Annotated in this window: 17 protein-coding genes; 6 read left to right on the top strand and 11 right to left on the bottom strand. The window is 67.3% G+C overall.

Annotation, left to right across the window (positions count from 1 at the left end):
• Nucleotides 1-4: 4 nt before the first annotated feature.
• Nucleotides 5-376 carry a YccF domain-containing protein gene (locus tag BO221_RS23990; protein WP_073562789.1) on the bottom strand — a complete coding sequence of 124 codons (372 nt, stop codon included), beginning with the start codon at nt 374-376 and terminating at the stop codon, nt 5-7.
• Nucleotides 377-466: 90 nt separating this feature from the next.
• Here BO221_RS23990 and BO221_RS23985 point away from each other — a divergent pair, with 90 nt between their 5' ends.
• A complete protein-coding gene (locus BO221_RS23985) occupies nt 467-1285 on the top strand; it encodes an SDR family NAD(P)-dependent oxidoreductase (RefSeq protein ID WP_073562788.1) in 819 nt (272 codons plus the stop codon).
• 82 nt (nt 1286-1367) lie between these two features.
• Here the strand turns inward: BO221_RS23985 and BO221_RS23980 are convergent, their stop codons facing one another.
• On the bottom strand, nt 1368-3110 hold the full coding sequence (locus BO221_RS23980) for a kelch repeat-containing protein (protein ID WP_083681303.1): 1743 nt from the start codon (nt 3108-3110) through the stop codon (nt 1368-1370).
• Between the two features lie 149 nt (nt 3111-3259).
• On the opposite strand from BO221_RS23980, the gene BO221_RS23975 reads away from it, so the two are divergent.
• Nucleotides 3260-4924 carry a glycosyltransferase family 39 protein gene (locus BO221_RS23975; protein WP_073562786.1) on the top strand — a complete coding sequence of 555 codons (1665 nt, stop codon included), beginning with the start codon at nt 3260-3262 and terminating at the stop codon, nt 4922-4924.
• 12 nt (nt 4925-4936) lie between these two features.
• On the opposite strand, the gene BO221_RS23970 is transcribed toward BO221_RS23975, so the two are convergent.
• From BO221_RS23970 to BO221_RS23950, 5 genes are all read right to left on the bottom strand, one after another.
• Nucleotides 4937-6586 carry a carboxylesterase/lipase family protein gene (locus tag BO221_RS23970; RefSeq protein WP_073562785.1) on the bottom strand — a complete coding sequence of 550 codons (1650 nt, stop codon included), beginning with the start codon at nt 6584-6586 and terminating at the stop codon, nt 4937-4939.
• Between the two features lie 76 nt (nt 6587-6662).
• Nucleotides 6663-9260 carry a DUF5916 domain-containing protein gene (locus tag BO221_RS23965; protein WP_073562784.1) on the bottom strand — a complete coding sequence of 866 codons (2598 nt, stop codon included), beginning with the start codon at nt 9258-9260 and terminating at the stop codon, nt 6663-6665.
• 64 nt (nt 9261-9324) lie between these two features.
• Nucleotides 9325-9849, bottom strand: a complete 525-nt coding sequence (locus tag BO221_RS23960; RefSeq protein WP_233166231.1) for a GNAT family N-acetyltransferase — start codon at nt 9847-9849, stop codon at nt 9325-9327.
• A gap of 4 nt (nt 9850-9853) precedes the next feature.
• Nucleotides 9854-11032 carry a tetratricopeptide repeat protein gene (locus tag BO221_RS23955; RefSeq protein ID WP_073562783.1) on the bottom strand — a complete coding sequence of 393 codons (1179 nt, stop codon included), beginning with the start codon at nt 11030-11032 and terminating at the stop codon, nt 9854-9856.
• A gap of 32 nt (nt 11033-11064) precedes the next feature.
• The gene (locus BO221_RS23950; RefSeq protein ID WP_073562782.1) at nt 11065-11940 is read right to left on the bottom strand and encodes a transporter; all 876 of its coding nucleotides are present in this window, start codon (nt 11938-11940) and stop codon (nt 11065-11067) included.
• 268 nt (nt 11941-12208) lie between these two features.
• On the opposite strand from BO221_RS23950, the gene BO221_RS23945 reads away from it, so the two are divergent.
• Both BO221_RS23945 and BO221_RS23940 read left to right on the top strand, forming a co-directional pair.
• Nucleotides 12209-12967 (top strand): SDR family oxidoreductase, encoded by a 759-nt coding sequence (locus BO221_RS23945; RefSeq protein ID WP_073562781.1) that lies wholly within the window; start codon nt 12209-12211, stop codon nt 12965-12967.
• 11 nt (nt 12968-12978) lie between these two features.
• Entirely contained in the window at nt 12979-13395 is a 417-nt protein-coding gene (locus BO221_RS23940) for a hypothetical protein (RefSeq protein WP_073562780.1), read from the top strand.
• 58 nt (nt 13396-13453) lie between these two features.
• Here the strand turns inward: BO221_RS23940 and BO221_RS23935 are convergent, their stop codons facing one another.
• Both BO221_RS23935 and BO221_RS23930 read right to left on the bottom strand, forming a co-directional pair.
• Nucleotides 13454-14122: a hypothetical protein gene (locus tag BO221_RS23935; RefSeq protein WP_073562779.1), complete on the bottom strand. Its 669-nt coding sequence runs from the start codon at nt 14120-14122 to the stop codon at nt 13454-13456.
• Between the two features lie 31 nt (nt 14123-14153).
• Complete coding sequence (locus tag BO221_RS23930) at nt 14154-15611, bottom strand: M48 family metallopeptidase (RefSeq protein WP_073562778.1); 1458 nt, start codon at nt 15609-15611, stop codon at nt 14154-14156.
• A 252-nt stretch (nt 15612-15863) separates the two neighbouring features.
• Between BO221_RS23930 and BO221_RS23925 the strand changes: the two genes are divergently transcribed.
• Entirely contained in the window at nt 15864-16727 is an 864-nt protein-coding gene (locus tag BO221_RS23925; protein ID WP_073562777.1) for an alpha/beta fold hydrolase, read from the top strand.
• Nucleotides 16728-16780: 53 nt separating this feature from the next.
• Here the strand turns inward: BO221_RS23925 and BO221_RS23920 are convergent, their stop codons facing one another.
• On the bottom strand, nt 16781-17308 hold the full coding sequence (locus tag BO221_RS23920) for a DUF962 domain-containing protein (protein WP_073562776.1): 528 nt from the start codon (nt 17306-17308) through the stop codon (nt 16781-16783).
• A 95-nt stretch (nt 17309-17403) separates the two neighbouring features.
• On the opposite strand from BO221_RS23920, the gene BO221_RS23915 reads away from it, so the two are divergent.
• Nucleotides 17404-18105 carry a Crp/Fnr family transcriptional regulator gene (locus tag BO221_RS23915; RefSeq protein ID WP_073562775.1) on the top strand — a complete coding sequence of 234 codons (702 nt, stop codon included), beginning with the start codon at nt 17404-17406 and terminating at the stop codon, nt 18103-18105.
• A 21-nt stretch (nt 18106-18126) separates the two neighbouring features.
• Here BO221_RS23915 and BO221_RS23910 read toward each other — a convergent pair whose 3' ends face one another.
• Entirely contained in the window at nt 18127-18726 is a 600-nt protein-coding gene (locus tag BO221_RS23910) for a 2OG-Fe(II) oxygenase (RefSeq protein ID WP_198956164.1), read from the bottom strand.
• Between the last annotated feature and the right edge of the window lie 36 nt (nt 18727-18762).

Below are 18762 nucleotides of genomic sequence, written 5' to 3'. Positions count from 1 at the left end.
GCGCTCACGTCTCGCGCACGAGCTTCCCGAAGGGGGCGAGCGCGAGCATCGCGAGCTTCACGTGCTGGATGGCGAAGGGGATGCCGATGATCGTCACGGCGAGCCCCAGCGCGAGCCCGATGTGGGTCACGAAGATCCATATCCCCGCGACCACGATCCAGAAGACGTTCAGGATGCAGCCGATGGCGCTGGTGCCCGGCGCGTCGACGATGTCCTTGCCGAACGGCAGCAGGCCCAGCCCGGCCATCTTGAAGCACTGCACACCAAAGGGAATGCCCACGATGGTGAGGCACAGCAGCAGGCCGCCGATCATGTACTCGAGCCAGATGACCCACCCACCGAGGACGATCCACAGGACGTTCAAGAGCAATCGCATGGCGGGAGCTTAACGCCTCGGGCTCGCTCCTTGCCGCCCTTCCTCACAGGTGTGTAGCGTCCGGGAATCCTGAGAACACAAGGAGCCGGGATGAAGCTGGTATCGAGCAGTGCCATCGTGACGGGAGCGGGGCAGGGAATCGGGCTGGGGATCGCCGCGCGTCTCATGCGGGACGGAGCCAATGTGCTCCTCTTCGGACGGACCCGGGAGAAGGTGGAGGCCGCCGCCGAGGAACTCAACCGGACGATGGAGGGGCGCGCGCGGGCCGTGCCCTTCACGGGAGATGTGGTCCGGGCCGCGGACGTGTCCCGGGCCATCGAGACCGCCACGAAGGAGTTCGGCCTGCCGGGCATCCTCGTGAACAACGCCGGGACGGCCACGCTCTCCCCGATCATCGACATGCCGGAGCAGGACTTCGAGCACGTCCTGGACATCAACCTCAAGGGGCCCTTCCTCTTCATCAAGGCCCTGGGGCGGGCGCTCGTGGACGCGAAGCAGCCCGGGTCCATCGTCAACATCTCCTCGCTGAACCAGACGGACGTGACGGACGGGCTCGCCCACTACTGCGCCTCCAAGGCGGGGCTCGCGAACCTCACCAAGGTCGCGGCCTCGGAGCTGGGGCGGTACGGCATCCGGGTCAACATCGTCGCGCCGGGCGTCATCCGCACGCCCCTCTCCGAGGGGGCCGGGCTGATGACCGAGGCCATGAAGAAGGAGTTCCTCGACCGTACGCCGCTCGGCAAGGTGTGCGGCGAGCCGGATGACGTGGCGAAGGTGGTGTCGTTCCTCGTCAGCGACCTCTCGTCGTGGGTCACCGGCGAGACCATCGCCGTGGATGGTGGCAATCACATCCGCGGAATCCACAGCTACGCGGACACGCTGGGCATCACCAGCCCCAAGGTGGGCTGAAGCCCGTCCGTCAAAGGCCGAGGGCCCGATGCACCCGTCTGGGAGACGGAGCACCGGGCCCTCATGACTGCCTGGACTCCAGTTACTTGCTGCCGGGTCCGAACAGCTCCGCGGAGGCCTGATCGCCCGTGCTGAAGCCGCCCACGGTCAGCACACGGCCATCCTCCAGCAGCGTGGACGTGTGGTCGTAGCGCACCAGGCCCAGACTGGCCGTGCCGGCGAAGGTGCCGGTGGCCGGGTCATACAGCTCGGCCGAGGCGAGGATGCCGTACCAGTCGCTGTAACCGCCGGCGAGCAGCACCTTGCCATCATTCAGCAGGGTGGCGGTGTGGTAGCGGCGGCCCTTGCCCAACTGCGCGGTGGTGCTCCACACGCCGGTGGCCGGGTTGTACAGCTCGGCCGAGGCGAGGGTGGCGGCGTTCGCGTCGTAGCCACCCGCGACGAGCACCTGACCATTCTTCAGGGCCGTGGCGGAGTGGTACCGGCGGCCCGTGCCCAGGCTCCCGGTGCGCGTCCACGCGCCGGTGGCCGGGTCATACACCTCGGCGCTGGCCAGCGGCAGACCACTGGCATCCAGGCCTCCCATGACGAGCACCTTGCCCCCGGACAGGGACACGGCCTTGTGCTGGCTGCGGGCTTGGTTCATGAAGCCCACGGGCTTCCACGTGCCGGTGGCGGGGTCATACACCTCGGCCGAGGAGAGCGTGCCCGAGTGCTCGCTGTATCCGCCGGTGACGAGCACCCGCCCATCACTCAGCAGGGTGGCGGAGTGATCCTTGCGGCCGATGCTCAGCGAGGCCGTGGGGCTCCACGAGCCGGTGGCCGGGTTGTACAGCTCGGCCGACTCCAGCGAGCGCGCGTCGTTCTCTCCGCCGGTGAGGAGCACCCGTCCGTCCTTCAGAGCGGTGGCGGTGGGCAGCAGGCGCGACATGGACGCCGGGCCCGTGAAGCTCCACGAGCCGGTGGCCGGGTCATACACCTCGGCCGCGCTGTTGAAACCACCCACGACGAGCACCTTGCCCCCGGACAGCCGCGTGGCCGTGTGGAGCCCGTGCTCGAGGTTCATCCTGCCGGTGGCGCTCCACGCGGGAGGCGCGGGGAGCTCGAGGTCCGTCAGGACGAAGTCGTCGATCTGGTGGTAGTTCTGGTCGGCGCCGATGCCCGCGGAGAACCCGACGCCCTCGTACGAGTAATCCGGCGCGGTCAGCTTGTGCGTGAAGAGCAGCCCGCCGTCGAGGTGCACGGACACCTCGCCGTCCACGAAGCGCACCTTCATGGTGTGCCACACGGCGTCCTCGGTGCGGGAGTCATTGACGTAGGCGAGCTTGCCCGAGAACGTGTGGGCGTTGTCCTTGATCAGCCCGATGAAGCTGGCCGAGGGATCCCAGCTCGCGTTGAAGTAGTTGTCGATGATGACGCCGTAGCCGGGCTGGTTCGCGTAGGCGGGGTTGAAGCCGAGGAAGCCGCCGCCCGCGGGCCTGTACCCGCCCTTCTTGTAGAACATGAAGGCGAGCCCGTCCGCGCCGCCCTGGTACCGGCCGCCGATGCGATAACGGAACGAGGCCTCCCACTTGCGCGTCTTGAGCGGGGTATTGGCCATCATGTAGATGCCGCCGCCCGTGTAGCCGCCCACCCGGGTCATGTAGAAGGACTGGCTGGTGGCGTCGTGGAGCGTGTTCGGCACGTCGCTCTGCACCACGGTCCACTTCCCGTTGGTGGCCGGGTTGGTGGAGAAGTCCTCGGAGAAGAGCGTCGTCTCCGCCTGCACGGACGACGAGCCCAGCAGGCCCCCGATCAGAGCCGCACCCAGTAGATTCATTTTCATTGTTGTTCCCCCTCGGCGGCCCGGGTGGGGGCCGCGTGTTGGACAGCGCTAGACAGCACTGCGCTGACGCTCATACCGCGCGGGCCTGACACGCGATCCGCTTGGGAACGCTTGCCGCGTAGGCGGTGCGGGGGGTAGACGGACACCCGATGAAAATCAGGCCCCTGCACTTCTTCATCTTCTGGCTGGTGCTGAATCTCGTGCAGGCCGCGTTCACGGAGCTGACCAGTGACGAGGCGTACTACTGGCTCTACTCGCGCTCCCTGGAGTGGGGCTATTACGACCATCCCCCCTTCATCGCGCTGATGGTGCGGCTCGGGTACTCGCTCTTTCCGAACGAGTTGGGCGTACGCCTGGTGAATGTGATTCTGAATGCCCTGAGCGTGCTGCTGCTGTTCGAGCTGGTGCCTCGGGAGCGGCCGGGGCGGGACACCCTCATCTATCTGATGGTGCTGTCCCTGCCGCTGCTGAACTACCTGGCGTTCATCATCTTCCCGGACGGGCCGCTCCTCTTCTTCCTGGTGCTGTTCCTCATCGGCTACAAGCGGTTCCTGGAGAAGGAGGACCTGTCCGCGGTGCTGTTGATGGGGGGCTCCACCGCCTTGATGCTGTACTCGAAGTACCACGGCGTCCTGGTGGTTGGCTTCACGGTGCTCTCCAACCTCCGGCTCCTGCGCTCTCCGCGCTTCTGGCTGTCCATGGTGCTGGCCCTGGTGTTGTTCCTGCCCCACCTGGGCTGGCAGTACGCGCACCAGTTCCCGACGTTCCAGTTCCACCTGAAGGGCCGCACCACCGCTTTCACCACCCGGTATCTGCTCGAGTACCTCGGCCAGCAGCTCCCGGCGATCGGGCCCGGGCTGATCTTCATTCCTTTCGCAGTCAGGACACAGGACCGGTTCGAGAGGGCCTTGCAGCTCATCTGCGTGGGCACCTTCGGCTTCTTCCTCTTCACGGCCCTGAAGGCATTCGTCCACTTCCACTGGACGTCCATTGCCCTCTTTCCACTCCTGCTGCTCGCCTCGCGGTTCTACGAGGAGGAGAAGCGGAGGAAACTCTTTCAATTCCTGGTGCTGCCGCTGGCCTTGGCCGTCGTGGTGCTCCGTCTGTATTTGATGTTCCGCATCTTCCCGGTGAACCACATCAACGTGGACTACTACCATGGCCGGAAGTCGTGGGCGGAAGACATCGAGAAGGTGGCCGGTGACAGGCCCGTGCTCTTCGGGGACAACTTCCGCGAGTCGTCTCTCTATTCGTTCTACTCGGGGCACACGGGTGTGGCCCTGCAGAGCGGCGAGCGGCGCCAATCCCAGTACGAGCTGTGGAACTACGAGGATGGTCTGCAGGGACGCGAGGTGGTCATCGTCCAGGATCGCCCCTTCGCCGGGAGCACGGAGCTGCGGACGCGCATGGACAAGACAGTCCATTACCTCCTCGCACCCGGGTTCTCGTCGTATTACGACACCCCGGTGGAGGTCGCGTTCCCTCCCGCCGTGAAGAGTGGAGACGCCGTGGCCTTCACCGTCGCGGTCTCCAATCCGAGGAACACGGCGCTCCGCTTCGAGCGAGGCGGCTTTCCCCAGGCGCCCACGCTGTTCTACGTCATCCGGAAGAACGGCCAGGAGGTCCATCGAGGGATGCTGGATGTCTTTCCGGAGGACGCCGTCATCCCGCCGGGCGGCCAACGGGAGTTCAAGACCTCCCTCCCATTGCCCGCGCTGGAGGACGGGGCCCATACCGTGGTGTTTGGAATCCGGTATGAGCCCCTCCTGGATGCCTACAACTCCAGGCCCCGTGAATTCCGCGTGGGCCAGTGATGAGCGCCGCGCCTACTTCGTGAAGATGCCCCGCCAGAGCAGGCGCTCCTCGCGGCCCGGATCATTTTCGACCCGGGACGTGAGGTTGAAGATCAGGGTGGGGCGCTGCTCGGTGTCGTAGGCCGGCCACGTGGGAATGGTGGGATGATTCGGGTTGCCGTTGCGTGCGAAGGCGATCCACGCCGCGCTCATCTGCTCGGACAGCTTGAAGCGCTCGGGGTCCTTGCCGGTGAAGGAGGGAACCAGGTCGGCGTTGTCGAACACGAAGGGAATCTCGAGCGCGTGGGTGGACTTGAGCTGGCCCTCGAGGATCGGCGTCTCCCAGGTGAACAGGTACACGTAGACGGGGGCGCCCGCCTGGGCCACCTTGCGCTCGGCGGTCAGCAGCGACGGCGCCCGGAACAGGTCGCTGCCGGCGGCGAGGATCAGTTCCTTCGCCGGGGCGTCCGGCATGGTGCGGCGGTAGTGATCGAAGACCTGGTCCTTCGCATCGCCCACCAGCCGGCCCAGGCCCATGCGTGCCATGCCGTCGGGCATGGCTCCCAGCTTCCCGTGGAGGAACAGCGTCATCTCGTCCTTGTTGGTGCCAATCATCAGGGGCACTCCGGCCGAGCCGGCGGGGGCCGAGGGCTCGAACGGATTGCCGGGCAGGACCTGCCCATCCGCCACGGGCGTGAAGGGCGAGTTGAAGGTGAAGGTCCCCCGGTCCTTCTTCATGACGGCCACCTGGGCATCGAACACCTTCTCCACGGGGAGGTTCTGCAATGCCTCGAGGTCTCCAGGCTGGAGCTCGAGCTCGGCCATCAGCTCGCTGGCGTGGGTTGCCGCATCCTCCGGCTTCATCGCGCGCACGAGTGCACCGCTCTGGCTGATGGCCTTGTGGAACAGCCCCTTCGCCGCGGGCATGGCGAGCAGGCTCGTCACCTTCATGCCGCCGCCCGACTCGCCGAAGATGGTGACGTTGCCCGGATCCCCGCCGAAAGAGGCGATGTTGTCGCGCACCCACTCGAGCGCCGCGACGATGTCGAGCATGCCGGCATTGCCCGACGGAGTGTTGGCGGCGCCCGTATAGAGGTAGCCCAGCGCTCCGAGCCGGTGGTTGAGCGTGACCACCACGACATCACCGCGCCGGGAGAGCGCGGTGCCGTCATACATGGCGGCGGACCCGGAGCCTTCCACGAAGCCCCCGCCGTGCAGCCAGACCATGACGGGGCGCTTGCCGCCATCCGCCACGCCAGGCGTCCAGACATTGACGACCAGACAGTCCTCGCTCATGGCCTGGGTGTCGGGCGTGGCGAGCGCCGCCACGACCTCGCGCGCGACCGCCGTGCGGATGGCACTGCGCTGGGCGCAGCGCGGGCCGTACTCGATGGCATCCCGGACACCGTTCCAGGGCTCGGCCTTCACCGGCGGCATGAAGCGGTTCCTACCCGACGTGGGCCCGCCGTACGGAATCCCCTTGAAGACGCGGGTGCCCTCGGAGAGGACACCGCGCACCTGGCCGTTCGCGGTGTCCGCGATGACCGGACCTTCGCTCTTCAGCTCGCGGCCCTTGTTCTCGGTGACGATCGGCTTGTGGACGCAGCCACCCGCCAGGACGAGCGCGAGCAGGGCGATGAGGGCAGACGGACGGCGTACGACGGCGTTGATTCCAGATGGCATCGTTCGTTCCTCCTGGCGGCGTGCCATAGCAGAAAGCCGGATGCCCACGGCGAACTCGACGCGTGGGGCGTGCGGCTCACAGCCCCCAGGCGTGGGACCACTTGACGAACAGCGTGTCCGTGGACGCTCCCGCGAAGAGGCGATTGGGGAGCACCAGGTGGAACAGCTCGGCGCTGCCCTCTTGCGGCGGCAGCTCCTGCTGGGCGCGCGAGTAGACGAGGAAGAGGGTGGCGCCGGGCGAGTACTCCCAGCGCAGCACCATGTTCATGTTGAGCGCGGCCTCGTGGTAGCTCGGGTCCATGCCGGGCTCCGTGGGGAGGAAGTCCGCCAGGTGCACGCGTCCATCCGCGCCGGGCGTGGCCTCGTAGAAGGGGCCGAAGCGGTTGGTGGCGCTGAAGAGCTGGGCGTAGAGCTGGAGGGTGAGCTGCGGTGACAGCACCAGGAGCTGGCGCAGCGTGAGGGAGAGGATGAGCGGCTCCTGCTCACTGAACAGGTAGCGGCCGTTCGGCAGGGTTTCGAGCCACCGGGGGCCCTCCATGAAGCCGTAGAAGTCCGCGATGAACTGCGTCTCGAGGTTGGGCAGGGGCCGCCAGATGGTGGTGAGGGTGGCGCCCTGTCCGTGCTTGGAGAGCGTGGGGGCGGGGGCCACGAGCCGGTTGACGTAGGCATCCAGGCGCAGCGAGAGCGGCAGGTTGCGGTTCGTCTCGCCCCAGGCGGTGATGTACTGGTAGTCGGGCCGCTCGATGGGAATGCCGGTGAGGGGGATCTCCCGGATGTCCTGGCGGTTGAACTTCGCGCCGATCTTGAAGCCAGCGACGTGGAAGCCCGGGAGGGTGGCCTCGGTCAGGAGGAGGAGCTGATCGTTGACGTGGAGGGCGCGCGAGTCCGTCGTCCAGTCCCGGTAGGCGTTGAGCGAGGTGGAGAAGGTGTGGAGCGGGCCCCAGCCCGAGGGCCGGACGAACTCGACGGTGGCCTTGGCGCTCTGCTGGTTCTGGGTGGTCTGGAAGCCGGTGGCGTTGAGCTCCAGCCTGGGAGAGGCGTACTCGTAGCCGACGCTGAAGCGCAGGGGATCGCCGCCGAGCAGGCCGGCCGTCATGTACGTGCCGAGGCCGGTGTCACCCGGGCGCAGCAGGGTGCCATCGCGGCGCAGCTGGCCGGCCTGGGGGCCACCGACGACCTGGGAGCCGGCGAGCTGTCCGACGAAGACCCAGTTTCCGTCCTGGGTGCGGAGGTTCCAGTCGAGGGCGGCGGCGTTGCCTCCGGCCACGAGGCAGTCGTCGCGTGGTCCGGGCTCCTCGGGCAGCACGGAGCCGCAGCGGTGGCCGAGCGGCGTGGCGGCACCGGCGGAGAGCCCCACGGTGGAGCCGGGGGCCACGGTGGCGCGGGAGATGGCCATGAAGAAGTTCTGGGGAACGCCAGGCTCTCGCGGCAGCGCGCTGTTGGGGGCGAAGTGGAAGGGGCGGGTGGGGTGGAACTGGTAGCGGGAGTCCGGCTGCCCCGGGTCCTCATCGGCGCGGCTCGGCGGGGAGGCATCCATCACCACGGCATCCAGCAGACCAATCTGGATGTTGCGGGTGATCGCACCGGTCAGCTTGGTGGCGGCGAGGATGGGTGTGTCCAGGCCGATGCGGCGCGAATAGAAGAGCATCTGCGAGGAGTCGCTGATCTCCGCGCCCGCGGGCTGGAAGATGTCCATGCCCTGGGTGAAGAAGGGACGCTTCTCCGGGAAGAAGGCCTCGAAGGTGGAGAGGTTGAGGATGAGCTCGTCGGCCTCCACCTGGCCGAAGTCCGGGTTGATGGTGGCGTTGAGGACGAGCTGGCTGGTGAGGGAGAGTTTGACGTCGAGTCCGACATCCGCGGACGGCTCCCACAGGCGGGGTCTGGGGAGGAAGGGATCCGAGGACAGGGGCCGGCGGCTGGCGCGGGAGGCGACGTAGGGGGTGAGCTCCACGTCCATGTGGGGCTCGAGTCCCTGCATGCCCACGAGGTTGCCGAAGCGCGAGACGAAGGCGTTGGCGTTGCGGGGGATGAGGATGGAGTCGATCACCTCGGACTTGCGGGCGATCTCCCGGCGGACGGCGAAGCCCCAATCCTGGATGGGAGCGCTGGGGAAGCGGAGCAGGCGCAGGGGGATGGCGAGCTCCACCGACCAGCCATCGGGCCGGAGGGCGGCGCGCCCGTCCCAGATGGCGTCCCAGTCATTCGAGCTCTTGTTGTCGTCGAAGTAGAGGGTGTCACGGAGGGTGCCACCCGCGTTCACGGAGAATGCGTAGGCGGTGCGGCGATCATGCGCGCTGTCGATGGACACCGTGACGATGTCCGACTCGGGAGGCTGGCCGCGGCGCCCGAGCTGGCGGTTGACGAGCTGTGGCTGCGAGTCGAAGTTGATGATGCCGACGTAGAGCGTCTGGTCGTCGTAGAGGACGCGCACCTCGGTGCGCTCGGTGGGCTCGGCGCCTTCCTGGGGAAAGGTCTGGACGAAGCGCGTGTAGCTGGGCGCGGTGGCCCAGACCTCGTCATCGAGCTGGCCGTCGAGCTGGGGCGGGACGGAGGTGCGGATGGCCTCGAAGGTGCTGTGAGCCTGCTCGGCGCGGGCCGTCGCCAGCGAGAGGAGCAGGGTCATGCAGGCAAGGGAGCGAGCGAGCGAGACCAGGAGGCGGGGGAGAGACGACATGCGGACCTGTTTGTAGCATCAGGGCCTCCCTGAACTGAACGGCAGCCAACCAGGCTCCAGCCCGCTACTCCGCGAGATACACGGCGTTCGCGGCACCCTCGAGGTCGATGACCCGGTCGCGCCTCATCCCGAGCCGCTCCGCCACGCGGAGAGAGGGTGCGTTCTCCAGGTCGATGATGGCCACCACGGGAACGTGGGGAATGTGCTTCCGGGCCAGTGCCAGGGCCACGCGAGCCACTTCCGTCGCATACCCCGAGCCCCATGACCGGGGACTGAACCGGTAGGCGAGGTTGAGCACCGGCTGTCCCTGGAGCTGCTTGTGGCGCAGGCCGCTGAAGCCCACGACCGTCCCGGGTGCGTCGAGCCGTTCCACGACCCAGTACCCCACGCCGTGGCGCGCCCAATCTCCCAGCCACAGCGCCATCAGCTCGCGCGCGGCGTCCATGGAGCGCAGGGGCCCGGAGGGATCGAACCGGCTCGTCTCCGGGTCCGCGTGGATGGCGAACACCGCGTCCAGGTCACCTTCCTGGATGCGCCGGAGCAGGAGCCGCTCCGTTGCCGTTCGCTCGAAGTCCTGACGCATGGCCATGCACTCAGGCCACTTGCTTCAACAGGCGCTCCGCCTGCTCACGCACGCTCGGATCCGTACTCTTCTGGGCCTTGCGCGCGTGCTGAGCCGCCGCGGCCTTGTCCGTCTTCACCAGGGCCAACGCCATGTTCAGGTTCGCACCCGGCTCGTCCGGGTGCACCGTCAGCACCTTCGCCAGCAGCTCCTTCGCCTTGGCCGCCGTCTCCGGCTTCTCCAGGTAGAGCACCGCCAGCTCGTTCACCGGCCCCGGTTCCGTCGGCGCTCGGGCCACCGCCTCTTCCAGCAGCGTGCGCGCCTGCGCCACATCCTTGTCCGCGCCCAGTTGCAGCGCACGCGCCAGTCCGAGCCGCGCCTCCCACGAGTCCGGTGCCAGCCCCAGCGTTTCCCGGAAGAGCCGCCGCGCGTCCTCCACCTTGCCGCTCGTCAGCATCACCAGGCCCTGCAGGTACGGCCCGTTCGGGTTCTTCGGCTGCAACTGCCGCAGCTCGAGCGCCGAGGGCAGCGCCGCCTTCGGGCTGTTCGTGAAGATGCAGAGCTTGATGAACTCCTCGTGCAGCTCCGCGTTCCGCGGCGCACGTTGGATCGCCTTCTTCAACGCCTGCTGGGCCTTGCCGATCTGTCCCTGCTGCACCAGCACCTTCGCGGCCAGTGAAAGTGGCAGCGACTCGCGGGGCGCCAGCGTGGCGGCGTACTTGAAGCACTTGAGCGCCTGCTCCAGCTGCCCCTGTCGCCACACCGAGACACCCAGGTAGGTCGTCGCGTGCGGGTTCTTCGGCTCCGCCTTCAGGGCCTGGACGAAGGCCTGCGACGCCTCCTCCTCCTTGCCCGGAAGGCTCAGCAGCGCGTAGCCCAGGTTGTAGAACTCGGTGAAGCCCGCCTTGGGGTTCTTCGCCAGCGCACGCAGCTCGTTCAGCGCGCCTTCGTCCTTGTCCTTCTCCACCTTCAGCCGCGCCAGGAACCCGAGCGCCTCCGGATGGTGGGGGTGGAGGACCAGCAGCTGCTCCAGGAGCGGCCGGGCCTCGTCCGGGTGGTGCTGCGCGAGATGCAGCCGCGCCAGACCCAGCAAGGCCGTGGCGTCCTGCGGGTTCTTCGCCAGCACTGCCTCGAACTCACGGGCTGCTTCCTTCAGCAGCCCCATCGTCATCAGCTTGAGACCTTCTTTGGCGCTACGCGCGGTGGCCATGCGAGGAGGATGCTACCAAGCGCCCGGCCGAATCAATTCCACGGCGTGAGGTCGATGTCCGGGATGATGTCGTCGATGAAGTCCTTCACGTCCTCGAACCGGTCACCCGCCCAGTCGGCGACGTCCTCCAGCTTGTCACCGGCCCACTCCACGCCCTCCTCGGCCAGGCCGCCCAGCACCTCGCCCAGGAAGCGCGCCGTGTTGCCGCCGTTGATGCTGCCGTTGACGTCCACGCCGAAGCCGGCGCCCACCGCGGCCTCCGCGCCCACGTCGAAGGTGAGGCCCTCGCCCGTCAGCTCGATGTTGGCGTGCGCATCCCCGCTCACGCCCGCCGTGCCACTCAGCTCCACGCTGCCCGAGGCCAGCTCACGGCCCTCGTGAGACACCGTCACGCCGCCCGTCAGCGCGCCCCGGGCTCCGGCGAAGCCCTCGGCTCCGGCCTGGATGGACACGTTTCCGTCGGTGCCGATGTGGATGTCCAGGTTCAGCTTGCCGTCGGCACCCACCACGCCCTCGGCGCTCAGGTCCACGGTGATTTCGATCTGCTCGCCCGCCACATCCACCGTGAACGTCTTGGTGGCGCTGGCGCCCGCCTCCACCGCCGTGGCGCTCACGTCCACGGAGAGGTTCACGTCGATGCCGCCCGGGCCCACCTTGGCCTCGGCGTTGCCGTCCACCTTGAAGCTCGGGCCGTTGACGTGCGCCTCGCCCTGCACGCCGCCGGGCAGCGTGCCCTGGGTGCTCGCCTCGAACGCCGAGCCCGTGTCATAGCCGACGTGGCCGTTGGCGCTCGTGGCATTGACCTCGCCGGAGGTGGTGACGCGGCTCTGCGGCTGCGTGGCGACGGGCGTCTGCGCGGGCTGCGTGCGCGGCGTGGTCTGGGAGCGGTTGACGTTCAGGCCGGACATGGGGGGGAGACCTCGGCGGAATTTGAGTGCGAGTACTGCGACACCCTTATTCTCCGAGAATCCCGTAGAAAGTTTCCTGGTCCGTGATTCTGGGGGTCTTTCAGGGGGCCCAGGCGAGCCAAGTGCCTGAAAAGACAGGCCTCACCCGGCGCGGAGCGGAGACCCTCGTCGATGTCACAGGATCGCGGTCCGGCTCGTCCTGGGGGCGAACGTGGGCGCCAGGGTCCAAGAGCCCCGGCCTCCCGCACGACAGCCAGGGGTATCGGACATGAAGATCGTCGTCATCGGTGGAAGCGGACTGATCGGGAAGAATCTGGTGGGCAAGCTCCGTCAGGCGGGGCACGAGGCCGTCGCGGCATCGCCCTCCACGGGAGTCGATAGCGTCACCGGCGTGGGGCTGGAGCAGGCGTTGGCGGGCGCCCAGGTGCTCGTCGACGTCTCCAACTCGCCGTCCTTCGAGGACAAGGCGGTGCTGGACTTCTTCGAGACGTCGGGCCGCAACCTGCTCGCTGCCGCGAAGCGTGCCCACGTCCGGCATTACGTGGTGCTCTCGGTGGTCGGGACCGAGCGGCTGCTCGGCAGCGGCTATTTCCGCGCGAAGATGGCGCAGGAGGAGCTGATCAAGGCCTCCGCCATTCCGTACACGATCCTGCGCGCGACGCAGTTCTTCGAATTCCTGGGCGCCATCGCGCAGTCCTCCACCCAGGGCACCCAGGTGCATCTCTCGCCCGCGCTCGTGCAGCCCATGGCGGCCGAGGATGTCGCCTCGGCGCTGGCCGACGTGGTGCTCGCCGCGCCCGCCAATGCCACGCTCGAAGTCGCCGGTCCCGAGAAAAAACCCCTCGCCGAGCTGATTCGCCGCTACCTGAGCGCGAACGGGAAGTCCCTCGAGATCCGCATCGACGCGGAAGCCCCTTATTTTGGCATCCGGCTGGATGACCGCTCCCTCACGCCCGATGACGGAGCCCGGCTCATGCCCACCCGCTTCGAGCAATGGCTCGCCCGGTCCGCCGCCAGTACCCGGTGAGAGGAGCCGCCATGTCCAGAACACTCGCTCTGAGTACCGCCCGGCTGATGGGCGCCGGTCTGCTGGCGAACGGCATCTACATGCTCGTGTCGCCCGGGAGCTGGTATCTCGCGGTGCCCGGTGTCATCACCACCGGTCCCTTCAACCAGCACTTCCTGCGCGACATCGGTTTCATCTTTCTCCTGCTGGGTGTGGCCTTCCTGAGCGGTGCTTCCAGGCCAGGTGCCCGAAGCATCCTCTGGTCGACGGCCACGTTCTGGCTCTGCGGCCATGCCCTCTTCCATCTCTGGGAAGTGGGGGTTGGCATTTGCGGACCCTCGGCCATCCCGCGTGACTTCCCAGCGGTCACGCTCCCGGCCATCATCGGTGTCGTGCTCTCGATGTGGTCCGTGCGGGACGAGCGCGCCGTGCGGGCCTCCACCGCCTGAGACGATTGCCGGAGCCCCTCATATGTCCCCCAGGAAGACAGGACCTGGCGCGACGGAGCTAGCGGGGCCGGAGCGCGTGAAGTTCAGCGGTCGCGTGGGCGGCCTGCAGATGCCGCTCGAGCAGCTCCATGGTCTCATCCCAGTCGAGCTTCTTACCGTTGACCTTGATGCCGACCATGCTCACCGCGATGCGGCGAGGCTTGCTCTTGGGGAACACCACCGCCTGTGAAATCAACAGGCCGCGAACCTTCTTCGCGGTGGGCAGGCGGGTGTTCTCGCCGACGTGGAAGTTGATCCAGGTCTGCGACGGCTCGACGATCTCCAGGCCGGTGACCTCGACCAGCGGCAGCGGCGCGGACAGATTGTTCACCTGCAACTCGGTGCGGGTCAGCACCATGTGTGGCGTCGCACCATCATTGCGGTGCTGGTAGGCGAGCACGAAGGAGAACAGCACCAGCCCCAGCATGCCGGCGAGCACTCCCCAACTCGGCGACGTCGTCGTTCTCATGATGTAGATCGCCAGCACCAGCAGCACCGCGCCGGACAACGGCATGGTGTAGAAGAACTTCTTGGTGTCGCTGAACTCGCTGCGCTCGGGTGCGTTGGCGATGATCTGCTTGAGCTCGCGGATTGCCTCGGCCTGATCGGCCTTGCTGCGGTGGGCGAAGTCTTCGCTGAGCGACTGCGCCAGGTTCAGCGTGGCGTCGATGGAGCGGGATTGGGACATGGACGGATTCCTTGGGAAGAACGGCGGGGTTTCAGGCGGCGTGGGGGCGGATGGCCAGCATTCGCGAGAACCATGAGGTCTCCGCCTCTCCGAGCTTGCGAGTGGCTTGCCGCAGCAGCGCCTGGTCGAGTGATACGTCGAGGGCCTCGAGCCGTGTACGGGTCGGAGGATGGGTATCGATCGGGTGGGCGATGGTGTGTTCCAGCGTCTCCCGGGTCAGCGTCAGCTCGGTCCGCCGTAGCCGATCCTGCAGGACCTGGAGCAGGTTGCTCCCCCGCAGCCGCGGATCGGCCAACAGCTGATCGATCACATCGGACACCGCGGTCACCCGGATCAGCGCCGAGGCACACACGGCGGGGCCACCGACACGGGCGCCCACCTGATCGGCGGCCAGCTCCTGCTGGCGGCTCCAGTGATGATAGGCGCGGTCGAACTGGTCGAGGTAATACACCGAGGCCCAGATGGCTGGACGGTTGAACCAGCTCGGCTTGTCCTCGTCCTGCTGTATGAGCACGGCGATCTTCTGCTGCATGCGCTGATACAGCGGCGACAGCCGGGCGCCATGGTCGGTGTCGTTGTGTGAGAAATGCCCGAGCTCGTGGCCGATGATCGCGGCCGTCTCGGACTGGCTCAGCACACTGGCGAAGGTCAGTGGGATGTACAGCGTGCGGCCACTCAGCAGGTGTTGCTGGGGCTCAACCCGCACCGGCGTGCTGGTGACGAAGAAGCCCTGGACCAGGCCGACCACGATATGGTCCGGCCGCGGCACGTCGAGCTTTCTGGCGATGCTGTCGATCCACTTCCACAGCCCCGGCGCGTCGTCGCGCGTCTGCACCCGGCCGAGCACGTCCACGCTCGAGTCCTCCAGTGGAGCCAGCTCGCGGCGGGCGCGGAAGAACAACCAGGCGGTGCACCAGATGGCGCCCCACAACGGCGAGGTGAACACCAGCGCCACGTAGCCGTGGGTGGCCCAGTGGGTATACGTCCAGGCCACCTCGTACAGCGCGGTGGCGGTCAGCGCCGTCAGCATCAGTCCGATGTGCCACAGCAGCATCCGCGACACCGTGTCGAAGCTCGCCCCCAGATGATCCAGCAGGTAATCGAACGAGCGGTGCGCGCGGTCGCTGTCGACGCGGATCTTCAGCACGATGCCCAGGCCCATCACGAAGGCGCCAAACGCACCGAGCAGCGCGGAGATCGACAGCACGCGGCGCAGCATCAGACTGCCGGGCTGCGCCTCGAGAAAGCGCAGCTTCTCCTCGATCCGGCTGGCGCGAGACTCCATCGCCCTCCGTTTCATCTCCGCCTTGCGACCGCTCTCTCCAGTATCGGGCGGGTGGCGCAACTGCTCCAACTGCTGCGGCAGCCGCACCAGATCCTGCTCGATCTCCGTCACCCGGAACCATTGCAGGGCGGGGTAGAGCATCAAGCCAAGAGGGAGCAGCAGCAGGAAGGCGAGGACTTTGCGGTGGATGACGTGGTCGCTCATGGACGGTGTTGGGGCCGCGAGGTCTCGAGGACCCGTTTCAGCGCGTGTGCTGTTCGAGCAGAAACGCACCGAGGGGGTGTTCACGACGGCCTGAGTGAACGAACGTTCGTTCGCGCGACGCGGTTAACACACCCTCTTGCTCCTGTGCAATCGCTAGAATGGGAGAGCGAACGTTCAGGTACCCGCCGGTGCTCGAGGGGCATCCGCTCAGAAGATGAGTCCCTTCTCGTGCCGCTCTGCGAAGCTGGAACCATGGAACGTTTCGTCGAGGTCGCCGAGGGAGTCTCGCTCTGGGTCGAATCGCGAGGGCCGGAGGATGCGCCCGCCGTTCTGCTCATCATGGGCTCCACCGTCTCGGGGCTGGTCTGGCCCGACGAGCTCGTGGAGGCCCTGGCCCGGAAGCACCGGGTCATCCGCTATGACCACCGGGACACCGGAGCGTCCACCTGGGCTTTCGACAGGGTTCCCTACTCAGCGACCCGGATGGCCGAGGACGCACTGGCCATCCTCGATGCGCTCGGCATCGAGCGCGCGCACGTCGTGGGCCTGTCGTTGGGAGGCTTCCTGGTGCAGTGGCTCCTGGTCGCGCATCCCGAGCGGCTGCTCAGCGCGACGGTCATCGGGGCGCCCGCCCTCGAAGGCGCGCCCGCCCGCGCCAACGTGACGGCGCGAGCCCCCGTGGACCCCGGCCTGTACGAGTTCTGGCGCCACATGTTCGAGCCGCGTGACCGCGAGGCGCAGATTGAATGGCGGGTCGAGAACTGGCGCAGGCTCAACGGCAAGGTCATTCCCTTTGATGCCGGGGAGTTCCGTGCACTCGAGCGACGCATCATCGACCACGCCGGCCGTCACGATACCTCAACTGCCCATGCGCGCGCCGACCCCTCCGGACTGGCTCGGGGGGCGGAGCTCGCTCACGTCACCGTGCCCACACTCGTGATCGCCACCCCGGAGGATCCCACCAATCCCGAGTCCAACTCGCGGTTCCTGGCGGAGACCCTGCCGTGCTCGACCCTGGTGACGATCGATGGGATGGGGCACACGATTCCACGTGCCGTCGTGCCCCCGCTCGCGGCGGCGCTCCAGGGCCACATCGAGACCGTGGGCCGCCGTTGAGCAGGAGACGCATCGGGGCCTGAAAACAGCGGGACTTCCTCAGCGCCGGAACATCACGCGCGGGCCTCGTTCCCGCGACGGATGCAGGTCGGCCCCGCCCGTGCCTCCACCTCGCGGCGCACTTCGTCCCGCAGCCCGAGGAGGAAGCCCAGTTCGGCGACGACGAACAGGGGCCCGACAATCAGCCCGATGAGGTCATCGACGAAGGCCGGCTTGCGACCTTCGTAGTAGTGCCCGACGAACTGGATGATCCACCCGACCACGAACAGGCCCAGCCCCACGCTCAGCCAGGTGGCCGTGGCCTGGGTGGCCAACACCTGACCGAACCACAGCGCTCCACCCAGCACCAGGGTCATGACCAGACCGAAGCGTCCGTCGAGCCTCCAGTAGAAGAGCGCCGACGCGAGGCTGACGGCCGTGGCCGGTGAGAGCATGACCCCGAGCACCTCGAAGCCGGGCCGGGACAACAGGGTGGCGACGGCCAGAAAGATCATCGGAATGCCGACGAAGTGCGTGGCGATGTTGCGACGGTCGCGGTGATAGGCCGCGTATTGAGCGAGATGATCCACCAGCGTCTTCATGTAGGCTCTCCTCGGTTGTTCGAGCCCTCCATGATGGCCCCAGGCGCGGACCGGGTCTGTCGGGTAGCCGACACGGTTGTTGCCCCGAGCACAGAATGACAGACGAGCACGTGCGGGCCTGTCGGCCCCTCATCCTCAGCGGCCGGTGGTTCCAGGAGATTCCCGAGGAATTGGGGGCCCGATTGCTCGACGCGGCCGTGGTGCGCCGGCTGAGCTCCGGCCAGCGGCTGTTCTCACGCGGAGACCAGCCCTGCGGCCTCTATTGCGTGGTCGAAGGCACCATCCGCATCAGCGGGGTGAGCGAGAGCGGCAAGGAAGCGTTGCTGATGCTGATGGAGCCGCCCCACTGGTTCGGGGAGATCTCCCTGATGGATGGCCAGCCGCGCACCCACGATGCCATCGCCGAAGGCGCCACCCGCGTGCTGCAGGTGCCACAGGCGGCGCTGAAGACGATGCTCGCCCAGGAGCCGCGATATTGGCGCGACTTCGCCCTGCTCATGAGCCACAAGCTGAGGCTCATGTTCATCGCGCTGGAGGAATTGTCGCTGCTGCCCGCGCCAGCCCGTCTGGCGCGGCGCCTCCTGATGATCGCGGAAGGCTATGGGAACCTGCGCGAGGGTCCGCGGCGGGTCATCGATGTCTCGCAGGAGCAGCTCGCGCTGATGCTGGCGATCTCGCGGCAGACGACCAATCAGATCCTCAAGGAACTGGAGGCCCGGGGCGCCGTCCGCCTGACCTACGGGAAGATCGAGATCCTCAGCCTGGAGAAACTCCAGGACGCGGCGAGCCAGGCATAGGGCCGGCCTGGAGAAACCTCCTCAGCGACGGAACATCACATCGGTGCGCAGCACGTACTTGTGCCCACGAAGCACCGGAGCACCCTGGTGCATGAGCGAGTGCTCGAACAGGAGCAGCATGCCGCGGCGCGGAGCGACGGACGTCCCGGATTGGAAGTCCGTCGTCCCGCCCTCGAAGCCGTCGTTCAGGTACACCATCGCCGTGAACAGGCTCAGCTCCTCCGGCGAGCGGATGAAGGGCCCATCGCTGTGCCACTTGAAGTACTGGCTTTCGGTGTAGCGGTAGTAGCGGAAGCGTTCGTTGAGCCCATGCGCGCGCCAGGTGCCGATGCGCCAGTGGTGGACGGGGACGAAGCCCTTCATCCGTTCCCAGAGCCGGCCCGCCATCACCGTGTCGTCCTTCATCACCCGGGTGTTGTTGCGGATGTCGGGCCTCATCGCGAAGCCCCGGAAGGTGGTGATGGGCGCGTCCTGGTAGCCCTCGGCGAGCGTCTGCCGGATGAGCGCCTCGCACTCCTCGGGCGACAGGAAGTTCGCGACGGTGACGATGGACTCATCCTCCGTGAGGACCGTCCGCTCGGGGAGGGGCATTCCGTTCAGGTCTGTGTCTGTGGAGTTCATACCCTCAGAGTGCGTCGGGCGGGCTTTCTCCTCCAG

This window comes from Archangium sp. Cb G35 (assembly GCF_001896145.1).
Taxonomy (GTDB): domain Bacteria; phylum Myxococcota; class Myxococcia; order Myxococcales; family Myxococcaceae; genus Archangium; species Archangium violaceum.
The sequence above is the reverse complement of the archived record's forward strand: the minus strand, read 5'-3'. Positions and strand labels throughout refer to the sequence as shown.